Raw genomic sequence first — 18,640 nt, forward strand, 5'->3', positions numbered from 1 at the left:
CCGTGGCCCCTGGGACAGTGAGGCTAGCGGTCGGAATCGGTCCGTTCTCGGATTTAAGGCACGGCCTGGTCCCGACCAGGATCGCTAGTTGGCGCTCCGCAGAACTTCGCCGTAGCGGCTCGGGTTCGGAGCGCCGCGGAAGGATCCTTGAGCAGGGCCGCCGCAAGGTCATCGAGGACGAGCGATGCAGCTGTAGGCGGTGCCGTTATCTGCCGTGAATCCACGAAAGGAAACGTTCCTTTCGTGAGCGTCGTTTCCGTGCCACAGCTTCGGCGCTCAGCAGTGGCCGCCAACCAAAGTGCTCTCGTTCAAGTCTCTCCTCTTCGACTCCAAGGGGCACCCACTCGAATTCCCATTCACGCGCCAGTTCTTCGAGGTAACTGCCGTCGTCAATGTAGTTGTCCCCCGGGGCGTCTGGTTTGGGAGAAGGGTCAATCACCATGACCCACCAGTCGTCCTTGTGTTCCGGATAGATATAGGCGTAACGACCGGCCCACGGACCCGCTTGGATCCTGGCGATGCGTCCTTGCTCACCCCAGAATTCTTCCCCAAGCCACATGCTCAGACCCTACAGCGCTAGCCATTGGGACATGCGAACCACCCCGGCCACCGCTGGACATTTGCCGACGCGGGCAATGGACGCTGATCTGCCGAGCTCCCTAGCCTGCCCGCAAGCCGGACGCTCAACGGACACTCCCGCGCCGTTACTGGGCTCCGCAGCACGCCTTGAAGCGAGGTGCCCGTATAGCCCGCCCGTAAGCTTTTCGCACTCAGGTGCGTCAAATGCACGAGGTCAGGAAAGGGCCTGAGGCTCCTTGGCGTGTTATTTATTCCGTTTCGTGAGCTGGCCCCTTGAAGAGCCTGAATACGTGGCGACGGAGCCGAGTATTCGGGAGATGACCAGGCGCCTGAACGCTGCCCTGGGCGAGACGCTCGTCGCCGTGCTGGCTGACTCGAAAGATGCCACGGCCTCGCACGAATGGGCCACAGAGGGCGGCCCACAGCCGCGACCAGAGGCAATACCACGACTCGCTTTTGCCTACGAGCAGTGGCAGAAGATCGCCGAGGTCGAGGGCGAGCAGGTCGCCCGGGCGTGGTTCATCGGGGCGAATCCATGGCTGGACGACGACACCCCCGTCAACGCAATCCGCGAAGGTCGGCTCGAGGAGGTCGGCCACGCTGCGCAGGCTCTCGTCGACGATTCATTCAGCGGCTGAGGCTGAGGCTACGCACCGCTCCATTGACGATCGACCCGTGACGAGGGTGTCACCCGCATAGCTAACTGTGGAGCACCCATGGATGCGCCGCACTCGCGACCCGCTGCAGGAAGCCATACAGTGAACGCCATGCATGACGCGCCCAAAGAGACCCTGCTCCCCGCAGACAGCTTCCTGGGAACCGGAATCCTGTGCGCCCTAGACATTGACGGCGTGTTGAACACCATCGACGTCGAGCAGTGGGAGCGCAATCGCCGGACCGGGCAATCATTCGAGAAGGCGATGCCGCCTGTGGTTGACGGCTTCGAGCGTCGTCATGTCCGCACCGCTCACGGTGACAAGTACTGGGTGGACATCGACCCGAAGGTCATTGACGCACTCGATAAATTTATCAGCGCCAATAACATCGAACTCGGTTGGCTGACCACCTGGGGCCCGAACGTGCTTGCCTTCATTGAGCAGGCGCTCGACGGGAAGCTGGCGGGTGGATTCGTGCTGGCCAAGAAGCCCGAGCGCCGCCGCGGCGCCGTACCTGCGGAATGGAAACGTGCAGCGCTCCGTGCCCGGATCGAGAGCACCGGGCAGCCTTGGATCTGGGCGGACGACGAGGAGATCGCGATTGGTCGCACCTGGCCGGACTTTGACGATGACCCGATCTTCGCTGTGCCGCACTTGATGGTCGAGCCGGCGCCCACGATTGGGCTCACTGTGGACCACGTCGTTGCCATGGAGCGGTTCGCTGAGTCACTCTGAGCCACAAGATCATTGACAGATATAGTCCGACATCGGACCACATTTGTATGCACCTCTCTACGTCTCAACCGCGCAGGTCCTGATTGACGACGTCTAGGCGCTGAAGGAGCCAATCACCACTCTTCTTGCTCTTATTCGTGTTTAGCAAGGACAAGCACCATCTAGGCCGAGTTGGATGATCTTGACTGACGCATCCAGGCAGCGATGGCTTGAAGTGAGCCCTCGCGGTCGCAACGCGCACCGAGATGCTGCCTAACGGTACCGATCGGCGGCATGCACTCGAGGAAGACATCTAGCCGGTTACGAGCTCGCTGTCGTGGCGAGAAAAGAAACTACTTAGCGGCGGGCGACTGAGAAAGCTTGACGATCCACTTTGGCGTCTCCACGCCGCCGCGGCGGTCTGCGTTCACTCGAACACGCGCGGCTACGGCCTGAGCTTTCGGGCTAGGTCGACTGTCACTCTGACGTTGCTGAATCTCGTTGATCGTCATGGTGGGCCTCCTGTTCCTGTACTAATTATGCGTGAGGTAGCCTGAAAATACCACGCCTGATTGCAGGACGGATTTCGTTGATGGGTAGTTGATGGAGTGGCACCTACGCGCATCGGGTGGCCCGGGAATACGCGGAAGTTCCACGAGATTTTCGTTGACTACTGACCACTCTCGGCGACACAACTCGGCCGGCGCCTGATGACACGGTCTTCCCGCCTCGATCTCTGCTCGACAGCCAGCGGCGTTCTCGGTCATTGGCAGAGCGGGGCCGAACGGGAGTGCTGTGCGGTGCCTGGAAAACAAGAAACCCCCGCAATAGCGAGGGGCATCTGAGGTAGTCACGCCGGTCCATGCCCGACGCTCATACCGGCTACGTTACAGTCAATCAGCCATAGAGGCGTTGCTTGGGCGAGCACAGCGTCACATACATAGGGTTAATACAGATTAATAGAGATTGATAGAAATAGTCGTGTGCCAGGGAGCGAAGATGATCACCATCACAGAGAGCGACGGGCGCGGTCTTCCTCATCGGCGCGATCGTGGATCTCGGCGACTCGCTCGGCCATTCCAGGCTGCGCCAAGAGGGCGTCGAGGCGGTCGTTCCCATCGACAAATTTCTTAGCCAAGTTCATTCCTCCCTGTCGCTGCGCAGAAAATGTGACTTCAGTATCCTACGAAGAAGAAGTCACGGCGCGAAGGAGTCCCGAATGCCCGACGCAACGACCAACACCGAGGTCCAGAAGAGCCTCCAGGGCCTCCGTGATGCCGCCGAGGCACAGGGTCACGACGATGAGCTAGTGGTCAGCCTTCTTCGAGAAATGACTGACTTGATAACGAAGCGCCAGCCCCGTGGTGGCGCGCTCTCTGACGAGCAGGTCGCGTTCCTGATCGAGTCGGGAGATTTCACCGAAGAAGAATTCGCCGAGACCGAGGCCAGCCTCGCACGAGGCGACTTGGTGAAGCTGGAGCGCACGACTCGGCTGGGGGCCATCACTGATTCGCTCAGTGTTGCCGAGGTTGCCCAGGTGCTGAGCGTGGACGCAGCACGCGTGCGCCGGCGCCAAGCCAAGGGCGACCTCTACGCTTTCCTGGCCGGCGGCAAGCGCCGCTACCCTCTCTGGCAGTTCACCGGCGATCCAGCGCAACCGGTCCTCCCGGGCCTCACGGTGCTGGTACACGGTCTCCCGGCAGACATGCACCCCGCGAGCATCAAGGGGTTCATGAGGACCCCACAAGAGGATCTGCGGGTCGACGGCGAACGGATGACACCGGTGGACTGGCTGCTGAATCGCGGCGACGCACAGGCGCTCGTGTCCATCCTGGGGAGCTTCCTGCAGATGTGAGACCCCGCTCGGCGTTCGTGCAGCCCAGGTGCCGGCTATCGGTTTCCGGACACGCGATTAGCCGACCTAACCGTTCCGCTGACCAGCGAAAGATACTGATCGGCAGTCCAGCAAACAAGTTGAGTCGCAGACTCTGACCGTTTCAGCCAGCACGCTCGACCATCAGCATCGTCCCGGCTCGCTTGCCGAGCCTGAACCGACGACCAAGTTCCGGTCCACCAGGGACAACAACTTCTACGAGTGCCTCGATATCAATCTTCTTGCCGGAGGCGGAAGGAGTGACCTCCCGGACCCGGTACCCGGTGCCATCCCAGAGCGTGATCAGGTCACCAATTCGGACATCGGCAGCCGGGCGTCGATCAGAGTGTTCCATGCCCTAAGCATGCCCTGCTCTGCGAGTCGGTCGGGGCGGTCACGGTGATGGCCCCGCCGTCGGAGTGAAGCGTTGTCACGGTCTCTCCTGAGGCGCATCTGGTGGCCAGAATTGTCTCCCACGCGCCACCATGCGCGGCCTATGGCGCGCTTCGCGCCCGGGTTCACCCAGCGATAGGCTCAGAGGTAGGTTCGTCGTCAACTTTGCCTGAAGTCGCGAACGCTACCTACGTAATGGGGGACAGACGATGTCGCGGCTTACAGATCTCCTGCGCGCTGCGAAGCAGCTGGACCCGCAGCTGGGTGCCGATCTCGAGGAAGAGCTCAAGCCTCTTCAGAAGCGCCTGCCATTCGGGTTGAACTTCGAACGCCACGCGCCCGAGGCCGTCGAGCTGGCGGGGCACAAGATCCGCAAAACGAGCAAGGTCCGAGTCCTTCCTCCTCGCGGCTCGACCGCGCGCGGTGACCAGCGGCTGTGGCGCGTTGAGTCCATTTCGGGCGACATCGCCGAGATCTCACTCTTCGACGCGGCCGAGCCCGAGAACACGACGGTGCCGGTCGATGATCTCGTGCTCGTTGCAGAGTTCCGTGACCGGATCTACCCGGGCCTGCGCCCCGACGGCACCGTCGAGCGGGGCGGGGACAAGCCGTTTCACACCGTCATCAACGGCGAGAACTTCCACGTCTTGGAGCAGCTGACCTTCACTCACGAGCACGCTGTGGACGCGATCTACATCGACCCGCCGTACAACTCTGGCTCTCGTGACTGGAAGTACAACAACGACTATGTCGAGGGTGACGATCTCTACCGCCACTCGAAATGGCTGGCCTTTATGGAGAGACGCTTGAGGATCGCCAAGCGACTGCTGAAACCCGAAGACTCAGTTCTGATCGTCACGATCGACGAGAAGGAGTACCTGCGCCTCGGCTTGCTCCTTGAACAGACCTTCCCTGAGGCGCGGATCACGATGGTCACGTCGTCAATCAACGGTGCAGGTTCCACCCGGAGTGGGACTTTCAATCGCTCCGCGGAGTACCTGTACTTCGTTCAGTTCGGCGCTTCCGCGCCTGTGGCCTTGCCACTCGCCGAAGAGTGGAATCCCGTCGCGACGCGGAACAAGAATGACATTCGCTGGAACTTGCTGATGCGCTCGGGGACGCAGCCGTTCCGCACCACGCATCCCAATCTCTTCTATCCGGTCTACGTTACAAATACTGATGACGGTCCTGTGTTCGATTCGGTAGGCGAACCGTTCTACGGTGAGGGCTGGAAAGAACAAGCTTCGCCGGATGGCACTACGGCCGTTTGGCCAATCAGGCGGGACGGCCGAGAAGGCCGATGGCAAATCAGCCCAACCGCGCTGCGTGAGCTGATCGGTAGCGGAAGCGCGCGCTTGGGGAGGTGGAACGACTCACGGACGACCCCCTACTACCTAAAGCAAGGTGAGCGCACGAAAGTTGCGGACGGAACGTTCAAAATTTCTGGTCGGCGCACAGACGGCTCAATTATTACGGACAGTTCTGACTACCTCGCAAGGTTCGTGCCGACCGATGTTTGGCGCATCTCATCGCACGACGCGGGAAACAGCGGTTCCCGTCTCATCTCGACACTGATGCCGGATCGGAAGTTCCCGTATCCCAAATCCCTGTACGCGGTAGAAGACGCACTGCGATTCTTTGTTTCGGACAACCCCTCCGCAATTATCCTCGACTTCTTCGCTGGCTCCGGGACGACTGCTCATGCGGTCATGCGCCTCAACAAGCAGGATGGCGGCACGCGGCAGTGCATATCAGTGACGAACAACGAGGTATCGGCCGAGGAGCAGGCGAAACTCCGCGAGGGTAGCCTCCGCGCCGGGGACCCCGATTGGGAGACGTGGGGCATCTGCGACTACATAACCAAGCCGCGCATCCGCGCCGCAATCACAGGTCTCGCCCCGGACGACGTACCGATCAAGGGGGACTACAAGTTTGTCGACGAGTTCCCAATGTCCGACGGCTTCGATGAGAATGCTGCTTTTTTCACGCTCACATATGAGTCACCGTGGATGGTCAGCAACGATCGTGCATTCGCGGCAATCGCGCCGATGCTTTGGTTGCGCGCCGGCGCTCAAGGTAGCCGAATCGACTCGCTGGATGATGGCTGGACCATCGCAGAGACGTATGGCGTTCTCAAGGATCTCGACCGGTCGTCCGAGTTCGTCGCCGCACTGAAAACGGTCGAAAACTTGCGCATCGCGTACATCGTCACCGACGACGAGGGCCGCTATCAGCAGGTCGCAAATGAGCTCCGCGGGATAGAGACGGTCCGCCTTTATGAGGACTATCTACGCAATTGCGAGAGCACAGGAGACTACTGATGCGTTACACGCTCAAGGACTATCAGGACGACGCCGTCGGCGACACGCTCCGCGAACTCGCCTCGGCGAGAGACTTCTATCGCAGCGCGAGCAAGCGTGTATCTTCGGTCGCGCTAACGGCCACGATGGGAGCGGGTAAGACCGTCATGGCCGCCGCGGTGATCGAGGCATTGTTCTGGGGCAACGACGATTACAGTGTGTCACCGGACCCTGGCGCCGTGGTGCTGTGGTTCAGCGACGACCCCGCGCTCAACCAGCAGACCCGGCACAGGTTAGAACAGGCATCGGACCGTCTCCGCAATCGGCTTGTGACGGTCGAACACCCTTTTCGGTACCCAAAACTGCATGCCGGGCACGTCTACTTCCTCAATACGTCGAAGCTCTCGAAGAACAGCCTCCTTGTGCGAGGCCACGATGACTCGAACACCCTCGATGGTGTGTCAACGCACCCAGACACAGTGCCTTTCACGTTCTGGGACACGCTGCGCAATACCATCGAGGACGAGGGGCTCACGCTCTACATGGTGCTCGACGAGGCCCACAAGGGTATGGGCAAGCGCCCCGTCGAAACCCCCACCATCGTGAAGCGGCTCATCAACGGGCACGGCAGCGTGCCGCCAGTGCCGATCGTCTGGGGCGTCTCTGCAACTGTCCAGCGGTTTGAGGAGGCGATGTCCGCCGCGGAGGTCCAGTCGAACCGAGTGCACCTCGGTACGGTGCAGGTCGACCCGGTCCGGATCCAGGAATCAGGGCTACTGAAGGACGACATCGTCCTGGACTTCCCCGCCGAGACGGGCGACTTCAACACCGTGCTTCTGCGACGGGGCGTGCGCAAGGTCAAGGCGCTGTCCGCAGCGTGGGCTGTATACGCAGCCGAGCAGGGCGACGAGGCGATCAAGCCGTTGATGGTGCTCCAGGTACCGAACAAGCCCGCTCCCGATGAAGTCGCCTCCGCCATCGACGTGATTCACGACGAGTGGCCCGAGCTCGAATCCGACGCATTCGCGCACGTCTTCGGAGATCACACCGCCCAGACGTTTGGCGCTCACAGCGTGCCATACATCTCACCAGAACGGGTGCAGGACGCCACCTACGTCCGCGTGCTGCTCGCGAAGGATGCGATCAGCACTGGCTGGGACTGCCCCCGTGCCGAGGTGATGGTTTCATTCCGCCCTGCAAAGGACGAGACCCACATCGCGCAACTCCTCGGCCGGATGATCCGTACCCCGCTCGCTCGCCGCATCGAGGGTGACGATCTGCTGAACAGTGTCGAGTGCATCCTGCCGAAGTTCAACAAGGCCACAGCCAGCCTCGTGATCGAGAAGATCATGGGCAACGATCTGATGGGCGGAGGAGGCACCGGTCAGCGCGTGCTGGTTGACCCGAAGCTCATGACGCCAAACGCAGTGGTGCCTGACGAGGTCTGGACTCTGTTCAGCGCCCTTCCTGCGGAGACGCTGCCGCGCAAGCACGCCAACCCGATCAAAAGGGTGACCTCGCTAGCGCACGCGCTTGCTGCTGACCAGCTCCTCGCTGACGCTGGAAAGCTCGCCCACGAACGTCTTCATGGTGTGTTGAATGGAGTCGCTGCCCAGTACCCGAAGGACATGGCCAAGGCCGTGGAGGACGTGCTGACGGTCGCAGGCACCACGCTTCACGGGTCAGCGCGTTATGGCACACGGGCTGACGGCGCGTTCATCGAAGTCGCGGACGACAGGGCCATTCAAGACTCCTACCGCAGCGGTGCGCGGACGATCACGCCTGACGTCGCGCGCACATACATCGAGCTCCTGACCGAGGACGCCGAGGACGAGGAGGCGTTCCGCGATGCCCACGTCAAAGTCGCCTCTCTCGCGATGCTGCCGCAGACGCGCCCGGCGCTCGATGCCGAGGCCGACAAGATCGCAGCCGAATGGCTGAACCAATACCGTGTTGCGCTCAAGTCGCTTCCTGAGTCCCGCCAGAGCCTTTATGCCGAGATCACGGCGATGAGCACTGATCCTCAGCTCATCTCGATGGCCTTACCGAGAAATCGCCAGGAGGAGACGAAGCGCGCCGTCGGCGAATCAGAGCAATTGCTCGATCGTCGACCTCTGCACCTGCTCGCAGACGAAGTGGGCATGTTCCCTGTCGGCAAGCTCAACCCGGACGAGGTTGAGGTTATCGACACGGAGATCGCGCACGGCGACATGCTCGCCTGGTACCGGAACCCGACCGGGGGACGGGACTCAATGAGCATCGCCTACCAGGACCGCCATGGTGACTGGCGCACGCTACGGCCTGACTTCCTGTTCTTCGTCAACACCGAGTTCGGCGTGCGAGCGAGCATCGTCGACCCGCACGGCTCATGGTTGCCTGACGCGGTTTGGAAGCTGCACGGCATGGCCCGTTTCGCCGAGGTCTATGGCGACCGGTTTCACCGGATCGAGTCCATCTCGCGGATCGACGGCGAGTTCCGTGTGCTCGACTTCAAGCTCGCCGAGGTGAGAGCGAAGGTCCTTGCCGAGTCTGACGCACGGTTTGCCTACGACAACGCAGCGGTGGCGTACTAACCGTGGGCAAAGCGAGCAGGCTGAAGGCCGACCGTGCGGCGAAGAGATGTCCGGCCTTAGAACGTCAGTCACCGGAAGACGAGCTAAGTGCTGCTGTCGTGGTTGTCGGCGAGCTCTTCGGAATTGAAGCAGACTGCGCGTCGGCAGCAGGTCTTCTAGTCGAAATCGGTGCGCAACTTGGTCACGTGCTCCGACCGCGACCTGTCTCTGTGATCATTCGCGAGAAGACGACGAACACGCTCCTGACGATGGGCCCGAGAGCGAGTGAGAAGTTCAGCGCCGAGCAGCTGTCGCGGATGGAGAACCATCGACCGGGCGGCCGAGACACGGGCCACATAGTTGTGACTTCTGACGATCACCGGCTGATGCTCGACCCCAACATGCGACAGTTGGGCAGCCATGGAATCAACGCGCCGAGTATCGTAATTCGCGTCCGCAGCACGGAGCCTGAATCAGGTGAGTGGGAGTTCAGCAGCGAGACCCTGGACCTCATCTACATCGTTGACGACGGGAACGAGGCGCTGCTGCCGCCCTATGAGAATGCGCGCCGCGAAAGCGTCGACTATGCCCGAAAGATTGCGGATGACATCCGCGCGGGTGTCGATCCAGTTTCGATCGCCGCTCGAATTAGGAAGAGCTGACGAAGCGCCACCGATGTCACCTTTTTCGTTCGAGAAGATGAAAGGTTCGTCATGCAGGTCAGATCCGAGCTCAGGACGTTCACTCCGACCGAACTCGCGGGAAGCATCAGAACTGAGTTGTTGATCATGGAGGGATCTACGTCGGATTCTCTGAGCCTCGAGTCCGAGCTGACTGCGCAACAGGTGCGGGATGTCATCACGGCAATTCCGGTACTTGTTTGGGAGCAGCCGTTCGACAGCTTCGACCAATCAGCGCGTGAGTCGGCGACGCTCCTGGAGCTCATCGACATACACGACGGCTATGCCTTACCTATGACTCTGAAGTGTGCCGAATCAACCCATTTCGCAGTTGAGGATGGCTATCTTCGGTTCTCATCTCCGTCGCGTGACCTGGGATTCTTGGTCGGCCAGCGATTCAAGATTCACGAACGTTTGGCGTGGTTCCTAGGCCGATGCCAATCAATCTCGATCGTAATATCTTCACGCTGCGCCATTCAAGTGCGGAGCATCTCAAACGATGGGGAGCGGCCTCGTGTTGCTGTGCACCGCGGGAGCTTTGATTCGAAGCAGTATTCAGCTCTCGTTCTTCATTCGGCGGATTGGTCGGAGGCGTTCATGGCAAACACAAGTCATTACGCGGGATCAGCCGATGATTCCGACCACCATTGCCGGACATACTTGGCAACACCAGAAGAGATTGACATCCCCCAAGGAATCGTCTATCGCGGAAGTTGTCTGGGTTGCGGAAGTGCGGGGCGTAGTACCGAGCACTGCACACCAAACTGGATTGCATCGGAGCACAAGGTAGTGCCCGTGACAGCACCGATCTTCTGCGCCCAATGCAACGGCCATTTTGGGAATGAACTCGAAGAACCGATTTCAACCCTGATCCGCAGTGGAAGTCTCGTTCGTGAACTTGGATCAGAACTATTCATCCGTTGGGCGATCAAGACGGCGCTCGCCCTATCCACTGCATCAGACTCGCCCATCGACGAGTCATGGATGCGGGCGATCCGCCTCGGGAAGGTGCCTGTGGGCTTCAGCGTTTTCGCCGATACGACAGTGAGAATGGCACCGGGGTACCTCTACATCGTCACGCAGTTCTCGCGGTCGTTCGTGGAACGAGGAGCATTCCTCTTCACGTACGCAATGGATGGGCTCTTGTTCATTGTTCTTCGTGACACCACCGGTGCTATTGAACTCCCAGAATGGTCGAGAGTGCATCCGTCTGAGGTCGCCCGCAAACGGCAGCCGGAGGGACCGGATCTCAATAAGCTTCATTTCCAGATCATGGAGGCCATGACTGGCCGCGAGATGGGGCATGTCGAATCTCGAGCCAAGCCAGTCCGCTCCAAACGGGCTTAAGGCCAGGTCGCGGGCATCTAGCTGCTTCGCCCTCTTTGAGCTCGTCCATCAGGGTGCACCTCAGTGAGCAGGTCGAGATTCCTCCAAAATAGCGTCAATCAGGGTAGGTGATTGATATGATTGGACAGAAGCGACGGGGGATCTTAAGCATGACTGGACACAAAGGGCAAGTGGTTGGCTACGTGCGCGTCAGCGCCGCCGACCAGAATGAAGCGCGGCAGGTCGAAGCACTCGGCCCCGTGGACAAGATGTTCTCCGAGAAGGTTTCGGGTAAGAACGCCCACGACCGGGCACAGCTCCAGGAGATGCTCGCCTACGTGCGAGATGGCGACAAGGTACGGGTGAAGTCACCGGACCGCCTGGCCCGTTCGACGACAGACCTTCTCGCGCTCGTCGAACAGCTCAAGGGGAAGGGCGTTGCTCTGGAGTTCGTCGACAACCCCGCCTTGAATTCGGATACCCCGCAAGGGGAGTTCATGCTCACTGTTCTCGCCGCTATCGCTCAGCTGGAGCGCAAGACCATTCGCGAGCGGCAGGCAGAGGGCATCGCAATCGCCAAGCGTGACGGCAAGTACGAGAAGTCACCGAAGCTAGCACTGGACCAGATCGCACAAGCACGCGAGCGGATCGACGCTGGAGTGCCGAAGGCGTTGGTGGCCCGCGACCTAGGAGTGTCGCGCCAGACGCTCTACGCCGCGCTGAACGGCTCAGGGAAATACACTGCGCTGGCGGGACTCTAGAGCAATGTTGCCTCGCACGGACAAAGGCGAGCACCTCTCCCGAAGCGTGGCGGCAACTGCCGGCCGAAGGCGTTCCTGGCCGCCCGGCGTTCGCGCGGACCAACCCCGCGCGCGGCCCTTGTCGCTTTCCGCGCTCGCACACTACTCATCCGCGCCCAGGTCGACACTCGCCGTCATCCCGTACGGGGAACGGTCTGCGGACGACGGAATCCCTCTTACTATTCGGCTCGTGTTCCGCAAAGATCGCCACCAACCTTCGGCAGCGCTCGGGGTCGGTGGTGAGGCCATTGTCCAGGCCCCACAGCCAGTAGTCCACGCTGCGGTACAGGACCCATTTCCATGCCCGTTCGCGGTCGAGTTGTGCCTCGCGGACGACGGTGTCGAAGTGGAACAAGACTTCAGCATCATCTTTCATCTCGTCCAGCCGAGTCCACAGGATCCGGGCAAGGTCGTATTCGATGTCGCCGCGAAGTTGTACGGGGTCTACGGCCAGCCATGGCTCTCGTGTTCCAGCGAGGACCTGGTCGAAGTGGAGGTCGGCGTTGACAGCGTCATCGTGCGGAGTGGAATTCAGATCCCGGGCAATCGTGAGTGTTCGTTCGAGGATGGACCGATCGAACGGCTGGTCAAGCCGTTCCCATTCCGCAGCAAGCATGGGGCTTCGGGCAGCGACCACATCCGCCGTGGAGACCGCGGTCACGATGACATCCAACACCGTGTCGAGGAACTCCTCGGCGGCCTTGGGGTGAGCCGGCGCGTCAGTAGTGCTACCGCAGCAGCGTCCAGTTCTGATTTCGAAGGCTCAAGGGATTGACGTCGCCCAGGTTGGTAATTATTATTAACGCATCGAATTGGTTTGCATCATAGGGAGCAGCCATGGATTCGCTAGTGCACGCAACGACTGGCCACTTCATTGTGGTGACGGAGTCGAGTAGTCGATACCTCATTGATTTCGGTCGCCAAATTCTCGTTCGTCTCCCGAAAGTGGGCGACGGGCTGTACGAGACGATGCGGGGCGACCGCCACCCGGTCCAGCTGCTTCATCCAATGGAATGCGTTGTTGGTCGAAGCATGTGGCTGAGAATCAACCTTGGCGTTCCGGGTGTTCTGTTCACAGACAGGACGACATCAACGGTGGTTGCCATCGTCGAAGTCCCCGACGATAGCGGTGGTCAGGAACTTAATTTATTGGTCTGTGTCCTCAGCCAAGGCGCTGAGCGGGTCAACGGTGTTCCGGAGGCGCTCGCGGGGGAGGCTGGGCCAGATGGAGACTGTTGACGAGCTCACTGGTGACGAGGGCGGCATCTTGCGCGTGACGACCCTCGGTAGTACCCACATCGTCAACCTCATGCGGGGCACCATCACCCGCATCCCAGGCGTCGGACGGAGTGCCCGCATCAACGATGTTGAACGCCCACTGCGCACCCTTGACGCATGCAAAGTCGGTGAAGTCGGGCGGTGGACGATGATTTCAGACGACTACCTCACCGAGTGCTACTGGCATCACACCTCGACTATCCAGCGCATCGAACGCCTCACGGGGATGGAGCTCGTGAAGGCGACTGCTGAGGTCGCGCTCCAAAATATCGCTGCCGGCGATGGCCTGTTCACCGCTTCTGAGGTCGCTGAGATGATTGGCGAGAGCGACGCGCCTGTGCGCCAAATGTTTACGTCCGGCCAACTCATCGGTCTCACGTGGAAAGACGAGCTGGCCTTCCCTGGGTGCCAGTTCGGGCCCGACCATGATCAGGTCGCGGCGTTCGTCCAGCCGCTCATTGCCGCCGCTGCCGAGTTCGGCTACTCACTCCGAGGCTTGACGTTTTGGCTCTACTCGCCGACGAAGCACTTTGGTGGCGCGCGACCAGTGACGTTCATTGACGACCCAGAGGCGCTGGAGTCAGCCTTTCGCGCACAGGTGGGTGTCGAATGGTGACGCAGGGAGTCTCCCTTGACGAATTGGCCGAAGTCGGGCTTGAACCGGTGCGCGCCCAAGCGATGGGCATCATACGCGCTGAGAATTCGACACGCCGACCATCTCCTGCGAGACCGCGTCAACACGGGTGTACTACTGGGAACGTGAGCGGCACTCAATTTCGGACGCACTTCGTTGCAGGGCAATAGGTATCCCGATGTCGGGCGCACTGGTAGCCAACGCGCAACTGACTCAGGCGCCGGGAACAGACGCCCCCGATGTAATCCTCTCGTCGACCATTCGCTGGTTCGATTCCCAGAAGAAGAAACACGCTGCCAGGCCCACCCCAGCTCTCCTCCACGAGCACTTCGACACGAACACAGCGAGTCGTGTCGGCGCGAAGTATCCAGGGCGACGTAACTTCCACGGCAGCTACTGGTTTTCCGGCACCGCACAGCATGTGAAATTTGAATCCGGATTCGAGCAGACAGCGCTCATGGTCCTCGATTTCGACGGTGACGTAGCGGGAGTCGCCGCCCAGCCCTTCCTCATCGACTTCGGGAGCAAGCAAACGCCATCTACTCACGTCCCGGACCTCTTCTTCGTTCGCCGAGACGGGACGCAAAGTGTCCTCGACGTTCGGCCCGACATTCGGGTGGACGAGAGAGCAAAAGCGTCATTTCTCGCTACTCGCGAAGTTTGCGAAGGCATCGGATGGAACTACGACGTTTTCGCTTGGATAGAGCCCACCTACCTCAAGAACATTCAATGGCTCGCGAGATACCGCCACCCGCGGAATGCGCCTCCGGTCGAGTTCGGGCTCCGGCTGCTTGACTATTGCGCGCAACCGCGACGAATCAGCGACCTTGCCGCCGCATTTCCGCAGTGCAATCCCGCTCGAGTCCTTGTCTGGAGCTATCACCTTCTCTGGCGCCGAGCCCTCACCGTAGACATGCGTGCACCGCTGTCACCGCAACATCTCATTCAGGCGGTGCAGTATGCCTAGACAGGTGCAGCTCGGCAGCGAGCTCACCCTCGACGGAGCTAACTACCTCGTTGTTGAAATTGCGAACTCGACGCTCACGCTGCGGAACCTCGAAACTCGCGACCGTCGGCATATGCACATCACCGAGCTCTTCATGCGCGGGCAACTGGAATCGACAGAAACAGTGCCGATAGCAAGCGACGCAGACATATCTTCAGTCGCGACCATGAATCAGAAAGCGAACGACGATGCCGAGTTCTGGCGCGAGCATGTTGAGGAAGTGCTCTACGGGCGCAGATATTCGGCCGAACCGAGCGAGAAGACGCGGGTCAGATACGACCCGGGCGTGCGTGCTCTATATCGTCGTATTGAATCGAAGGTCACTGAACTGTCGCGGCCGCCGTACCGGCTGAAAGTTTCAGCGCGGACAGTCCGGCGGAAAGTCCGTCGATACGAGACTCTGGGGTTCGCGGGTCTTGTCGACAAGCGGCTACTCCGCACCGAAGGGCCACTCAACCGCGCAGACGAGCGCATCGTGGAAGTCCTGCAAGACGCAGTGGAGGACCAAACAAACCGGTCCAGCGTCACCCGAGGCAAAGTCATCGGCGACGCGGTGAAAGTGCTCCGCCGGCGATACGGCAACGACTTGAAACTCCCGCACATCTCGACGATGTACCGGTATCTGGACGAACTCACCGCCGGAAAAGAGACCTTCGGGCTGGCCACATCTCGACGGTCACGCGCCCGAAGCCCCAAGCACACTTACGGGCAACTCAGGGCCACTCGACCAGGAGAATACGCGCAAATCGACTCGACGAAGATGGATGTACTTGCACTAGATGAGCAGGGCAGGACTTGCCGCGTTACCGTCTCCATCATCATCGACGTGTTCACGTGCAGCATCATCTCGTTCGTGATGCGTCCCGAGGCATTGAAAGGCGTCGACCAGGCGCTGCTTCTCGCTCGAGCATTCGTGCCGGCGCCTTTCCGACCACACCACACTGAACAGATGAAAATGGCACAGTCGGGCCTCCCCTTCGAACACTTGCTCTCACTTGACGAGAGATTCGCAGATGCGCTCGCGATGCCGTACATCGTTCCCGAGACCATCACAACCGACAACGGCAGCGACTTTTTGACCCCCACATTTACTTCCGCTTGCGCAAAGTACGGCATCGCCATTTTGGAGTCGGCAACCTACTCGCCAACTGACAAAGCCAAAGTTGAAAGAACATTCGGCAGTATCAACAGCCTGTTCACTCAACACCTCAACGGATACGTCGGCAACTCGCCAGGAAACAGAGGCTACAAAGTTGAAGGACAACGCCTGTACTCCATCGTGACCTTGCAAGAAATCTTCGAAGAGTGGATTGTCCGCATATGGCAGAACCGCCCCCACCGGGGATTGCGCGACCCGCTCGCACCATCAATCTTGTTGACACCAAACCAGATGTACACGGCGTCTATCGGTGTGTCGCCAAGCCTCACACTCCCCGTTTCGGAGTCCGACTACATCGAGCTGCTCCCGTCGACCACGCGCACCATTCAAAGAGATGGAGTGCACATTGGCAATCGCGTATACGACTCCGAACAGCTGCATCCATTCCGCGCGACGAAATCGCCACGAAAATCAGATAAGGGGAAGTGGGAAGTCCGATTCGACCCATACAGCCCAGCCGTGGTGTGGGTGCGGAACTACGAAAAGGCCACATGGATGGAATGCGGTTGGAAGAATATCGACAGCTTCAACTCACCCTTCTTCACCGAAACCTGGCAATCCGCGCGCGAACTGGCCCGGGCGCAAGGACTGGGAGGAAGCGTCGACCACATCGTTGCGCTCCAACAGATTCTTGAACGCCGGGAACCAGAACTTGCAAAGGCTGCCACAAAGAAGGGGCGGAAGGAGACTGCCGACAAACTGGTTGCGCGTGACTATGTGCCTCGTCCGGAGGCTATGGCAGTGCCAAGACGCGAAGCTCTCAACCGGCTGCCGTACGTTGACCGAACCCTAGCGATAACAGGCACGAAACCCGACGGGTTAATGGATGGGAACGAGTCGCTCTAATGAAACTGCTTGATGCTTCGCCAACTGAATCCGTCACTGATCTGCCCACGCTGGAGGCGCGCCTGAGACGAATCTCGAACAGGCCGAGAGTCTTGACAGCGGAGGAGTATCTGCGACTGAGCGGTGAGGAGAGAGAGGTGTACGACGACGCTCGAATGCTTTACCTCAACCGCGACCTAACCGTGGACACTCCGGCTGTCAAAGCCGCGCTGACTGATATACGGCGCCTGCTGCTCACAAACTACGGAAAGCCTGCAGGGCGACACGGGCTGTTGCTCAGCGGGCCTTCTCTAGTTGGAAAGACGCACACAGCCTTCGCGATTCTCCACGCTGCTATGAATCGGTATTTGGCTGACTATCCGGAGCCACGCGCCGAGGGAAGGATTCCTCTCGTTTACCTCGAGGTTCCGGCCGTCGCAACGGCGAAGTCCATGATGCAGCAGTTCTGCAACTTTCTAGGAATACCCAGAGGCCCCAGGTACACGCTCGAAGAACTCACCTATATGGCGACCCAAATCATGCTTCGAGGAAAGACAGCCCTCATCGTTGTCGATGAGGTTCACAATCTTAGTTCCACATCGAAAAACACCAGAGACGCCATCCGTGCTCTCAAAGGCCTTTCGAACGTGCTCCCTGCCACGTTCATCTACTGCGGTCTGAACCTCGAAGGGAACGACCTACTTACAGGCGACGAAGGAATGCAGATTGCAGGGCGGTTCACGCTCCGCCGGATGTTGCCGCACTCATACGGCTCCTCGGATGCTCGTGACAATTGGACATCGACTGTTGAAGCGTTTGAATCAGGGCTCGGCCTAATCAAAAGTGAGGGGCGATGCCTTGAGGGTGAAGAAGAGTACCTCTTCAGCAGGACCAACGGGTCCATCGGCTCTCTCGGGTTTCTTCTGCGAGCGGCGGCCATCGAATTGCTCTTCGCCGACTCTATCCACGAGCACGGCGAGGAGAGAATCACACGCGAATTGCTGGACTCAATCCCTCTAGATATCGCCGCTGAACGCGGAGCAATCGCTTAAAGCTAACTGATGATGACGCAGATGGGTGAGCTTCCAATGCGGACGCGAGTCCGTCACCTCGAAACCGTAGATAGCTTTTGGGACAGGCTTAGCCACGCCAATTCAATTGAATTTCTGACCCATTCGCGACTCGAACACGGCAGACGTCAAGTTGTCGATGGTGCCGAGGATGCGGAGAACAATTTCGTAAATTCAGTGGAAGACCTCGGGAAGCTGCCAAGGGGTTGGTTCGAACGCCAACGTTTGGCGGCGAGCCCAAGCTGCTCGGCTCACGCGTGTGACTGCGCGGCGCTCCTCGGCGATAGCTTCTTCCTTTGCGTTCTTTGCGCCGCGGGTGTGAGCATCGCCCAATGCGCACATATCGGCGGATTCGTGTGTTCTCAGCACAACCGTTGGGTAGGGCCCGGCACTGACCCGTCATCTCAGATTTCCGTTGACGCTTTCCCAAGCTACCGCCGTGCTAACCAAACCCTGGCCCACCTTGCGCGCCTTCCCAATTTCGATACCTACCAGTTCACGACGCTTTGGAGAGTTGTCTGTTCATGGGCAGAAATCGACGGACACAACGAGGCTTTCCCGCTCGCAGCGCACCCAAAATACGACCGTGAATCTCACCGGTATGCGGAGACATTCCCCACAACGGTAGCGCTCCTGAAACAGCTGCTTTCCGGGCGATTCTTGACAAGCCTCCTAAGCCCGACCAACACCAAAACCGATGTGCTCGACCTGTTGGGCGAAGTGCTGGTCCGGGAAGTGCGCGGCCCCACCGGCAGCTTGGCGGAGGAGCTGCGAATCTGGTTGCGCCCAACCTTC

At 59.9% G+C, this 18,640-nt stretch carries 16 protein-coding genes; 13 read left to right on the top strand and 3 right to left on the bottom strand.

The genetic code is table 11. The annotated features are described in order from the left end of the window. Positions 1-205: 205 nt before the first annotated feature. Positions 206-559, bottom strand: coding sequence for a hypothetical protein (locus RGU41_RS18770; protein WP_322137079.1), 354 nt, complete (start codon positions 557-559; stop codon positions 206-208). 337 nt (positions 560-896) lie between these two features. On the opposite strand from RGU41_RS18770, the gene RGU41_RS18775 reads away from it, so the two are divergent. The 3 genes from RGU41_RS18775 to RGU41_RS18785 all read left to right on the top strand — a co-directional run bounded on the left by RGU41_RS18775 (position 897) and on the right by RGU41_RS18785 (position 3,804). Further along, positions 897-1,217: a hypothetical protein gene (locus RGU41_RS18775; RefSeq protein WP_322137080.1), complete on the top strand. Its 321-nt coding sequence runs from the start codon at positions 897-899 to the stop codon at positions 1,215-1,217. Positions 1,218-1,346: 129 nt separating this feature from the next. Continuing rightward, on the top strand, positions 1,347-1,970 hold the full coding sequence (locus RGU41_RS18780; protein ID WP_322137081.1) for a hypothetical protein: 624 nt from the start codon (positions 1,347-1,349) through the stop codon (positions 1,968-1,970). 1,198 nt (positions 1,971-3,168) lie between these two features. After that, positions 3,169-3,804, top strand: a complete 636-nt coding sequence (locus RGU41_RS18785; RefSeq protein ID WP_322137082.1) for a hypothetical protein — start codon at positions 3,169-3,171, stop codon at positions 3,802-3,804. 142 nt (positions 3,805-3,946) lie between these two features. On the opposite strand, the gene RGU41_RS18790 is transcribed toward RGU41_RS18785, so the two are convergent. Continuing rightward, positions 3,947-4,177, bottom strand: a complete 231-nt coding sequence (locus RGU41_RS18790) for a hypothetical protein (RefSeq protein ID WP_322137083.1) — start codon at positions 4,175-4,177, stop codon at positions 3,947-3,949. 247 nt (positions 4,178-4,424) lie between these two features. Between RGU41_RS18790 and RGU41_RS18795 the strand changes: the two genes are divergently transcribed. The 5 genes from RGU41_RS18795 (at position 4,425) to RGU41_RS18815 (ending at position 11,834) form a co-directional block, all read left to right on the top strand. Continuing rightward, positions 4,425-6,536 (top strand): site-specific DNA-methyltransferase, encoded by a 2,112-nt coding sequence (locus RGU41_RS18795; RefSeq protein ID WP_322137084.1) that lies wholly within the window; start codon positions 4,425-4,427, stop codon positions 6,534-6,536. Next, a complete protein-coding gene (locus tag RGU41_RS18800; RefSeq protein ID WP_322137085.1) occupies positions 6,536-9,088 on the top strand; it encodes a DEAD/DEAH box helicase in 2,553 nt (850 codons plus the stop codon). The genes RGU41_RS18795 and RGU41_RS18800 overlap by 1 nt, the downstream gene beginning before the upstream one ends. Before the next feature lie 2 nt (positions 9,089-9,090). Next, a complete protein-coding gene (locus tag RGU41_RS18805; protein WP_322137086.1) occupies positions 9,091-9,729 on the top strand; it encodes a hypothetical protein in 639 nt (212 codons plus the stop codon). An 813-nt stretch (positions 9,730-10,542) separates the two neighbouring features. After that, positions 10,543-11,094, top strand: coding sequence for a hypothetical protein (locus tag RGU41_RS18810; RefSeq protein WP_322137087.1), 552 nt, complete (start codon positions 10,543-10,545; stop codon positions 11,092-11,094). Between the two features lie 182 nt (positions 11,095-11,276). Then, positions 11,277-11,834, top strand: coding sequence for a recombinase family protein (locus tag RGU41_RS18815; protein ID WP_322137088.1), 558 nt, complete (start codon positions 11,277-11,279; stop codon positions 11,832-11,834). Positions 11,835-11,979: 145 nt separating this feature from the next. Here RGU41_RS18815 and RGU41_RS18820 read toward each other — a convergent pair whose 3' ends face one another. Beyond that, positions 11,980-12,534, bottom strand: coding sequence for an aminoglycoside phosphotransferase family protein (locus tag RGU41_RS18820; RefSeq protein WP_322137089.1), 555 nt, complete (start codon positions 12,532-12,534; stop codon positions 11,980-11,982). Between the two features lie 188 nt (positions 12,535-12,722). Here RGU41_RS18820 and RGU41_RS18825 point away from each other — a divergent pair, with 188 nt between their 5' ends. From RGU41_RS18825 to RGU41_RS18845, 5 genes are all read left to right on the top strand, one after another. Beyond that, positions 12,723-13,112: a hypothetical protein gene (locus RGU41_RS18825; protein ID WP_322137090.1), complete on the top strand. Its 390-nt coding sequence runs from the start codon at positions 12,723-12,725 to the stop codon at positions 13,110-13,112. Beyond that, the gene (locus tag RGU41_RS18830; protein ID WP_322137091.1) at positions 13,099-13,767 is read left to right on the top strand and encodes a hypothetical protein; all 669 of its coding nucleotides are present in this window, start codon (positions 13,099-13,101) and stop codon (positions 13,765-13,767) included. Before RGU41_RS18825 ends, RGU41_RS18830 begins: the two co-directional genes overlap by 14 nt. Before the next feature lie 196 nt (positions 13,768-13,963). Continuing rightward, a complete protein-coding gene (locus tag RGU41_RS18835; RefSeq protein WP_322137092.1) occupies positions 13,964-14,752 on the top strand; it encodes a TnsA-like heteromeric transposase endonuclease subunit in 789 nt (262 codons plus the stop codon). Between the two features lie 4 nt (positions 14,753-14,756). Next, positions 14,757-16,796: a Mu transposase C-terminal domain-containing protein gene (locus RGU41_RS18840; protein WP_322137093.1), complete on the top strand. Its 2,040-nt coding sequence runs from the start codon at positions 14,757-14,759 to the stop codon at positions 16,794-16,796. Next, positions 16,796-17,827 (top strand): TniB family NTP-binding protein, encoded by a 1,032-nt coding sequence (locus tag RGU41_RS18845; RefSeq protein WP_322137094.1) that lies wholly within the window; start codon positions 16,796-16,798, stop codon positions 17,825-17,827. Before RGU41_RS18840 ends, RGU41_RS18845 begins: the two co-directional genes overlap by 1 nt. Positions 17,828-18,640 lie beyond the last annotated feature (813 nt).

The sequence above is a fragment of the Cryobacterium sp. 10C3 genome (genome assembly GCF_034314285.1).
GTDB classification, from domain to species: Bacteria; Actinomycetota; Actinomycetes; order Actinomycetales; family Microbacteriaceae; genus Cryobacterium; species Cryobacterium glucosi.

Bases quoted from the DNA above. Each gene is read 5' to 3' on its own strand.
- RGU41_RS18770 (WP_322137079.1), bottom strand. From the start codon at position 559: ATGTGGCTTGGGGAAGAATTCTGGGGTGAGCAAGGACGCATCGCCAGG.
- RGU41_RS18775 (WP_322137080.1), top strand. From the start codon at position 897: ATGACCAGGCGCCTGAACGCTGCCCTGGGCGAGACGCTCGTCGCCGTG.
- RGU41_RS18780 (WP_322137081.1), top strand. From the start codon at position 1,347: ATGCATGACGCGCCCAAAGAGACCCTGCTCCCCGCAGACAGCTTCCTG.
- RGU41_RS18785 (WP_322137082.1), top strand. From the start codon at position 3,169: ATGCCCGACGCAACGACCAACACCGAGGTCCAGAAGAGCCTCCAGGGC.
- RGU41_RS18790 (WP_322137083.1), bottom strand. From the start codon at position 4,177: ATGGAACACTCTGATCGACGCCCGGCTGCCGATGTCCGAATTGGTGAC.
- RGU41_RS18795 (WP_322137084.1), top strand. From the start codon at position 4,425: ATGTCGCGGCTTACAGATCTCCTGCGCGCTGCGAAGCAGCTGGACCCG.
- RGU41_RS18800 (WP_322137085.1), top strand. From the start codon at position 6,536: ATGCGTTACACGCTCAAGGACTATCAGGACGACGCCGTCGGCGACACG.
- RGU41_RS18830 (WP_322137091.1), top strand. From the start codon at position 13,099: ATGGAGACTGTTGACGAGCTCACTGGTGACGAGGGCGGCATCTTGCGC.
- RGU41_RS18835 (WP_322137092.1), top strand. From the start codon at position 13,964: ATGTCGGGCGCACTGGTAGCCAACGCGCAACTGACTCAGGCGCCGGGA.
- RGU41_RS18845 (WP_322137094.1), top strand. From the start codon at position 16,796: ATGAAACTGCTTGATGCTTCGCCAACTGAATCCGTCACTGATCTGCCC.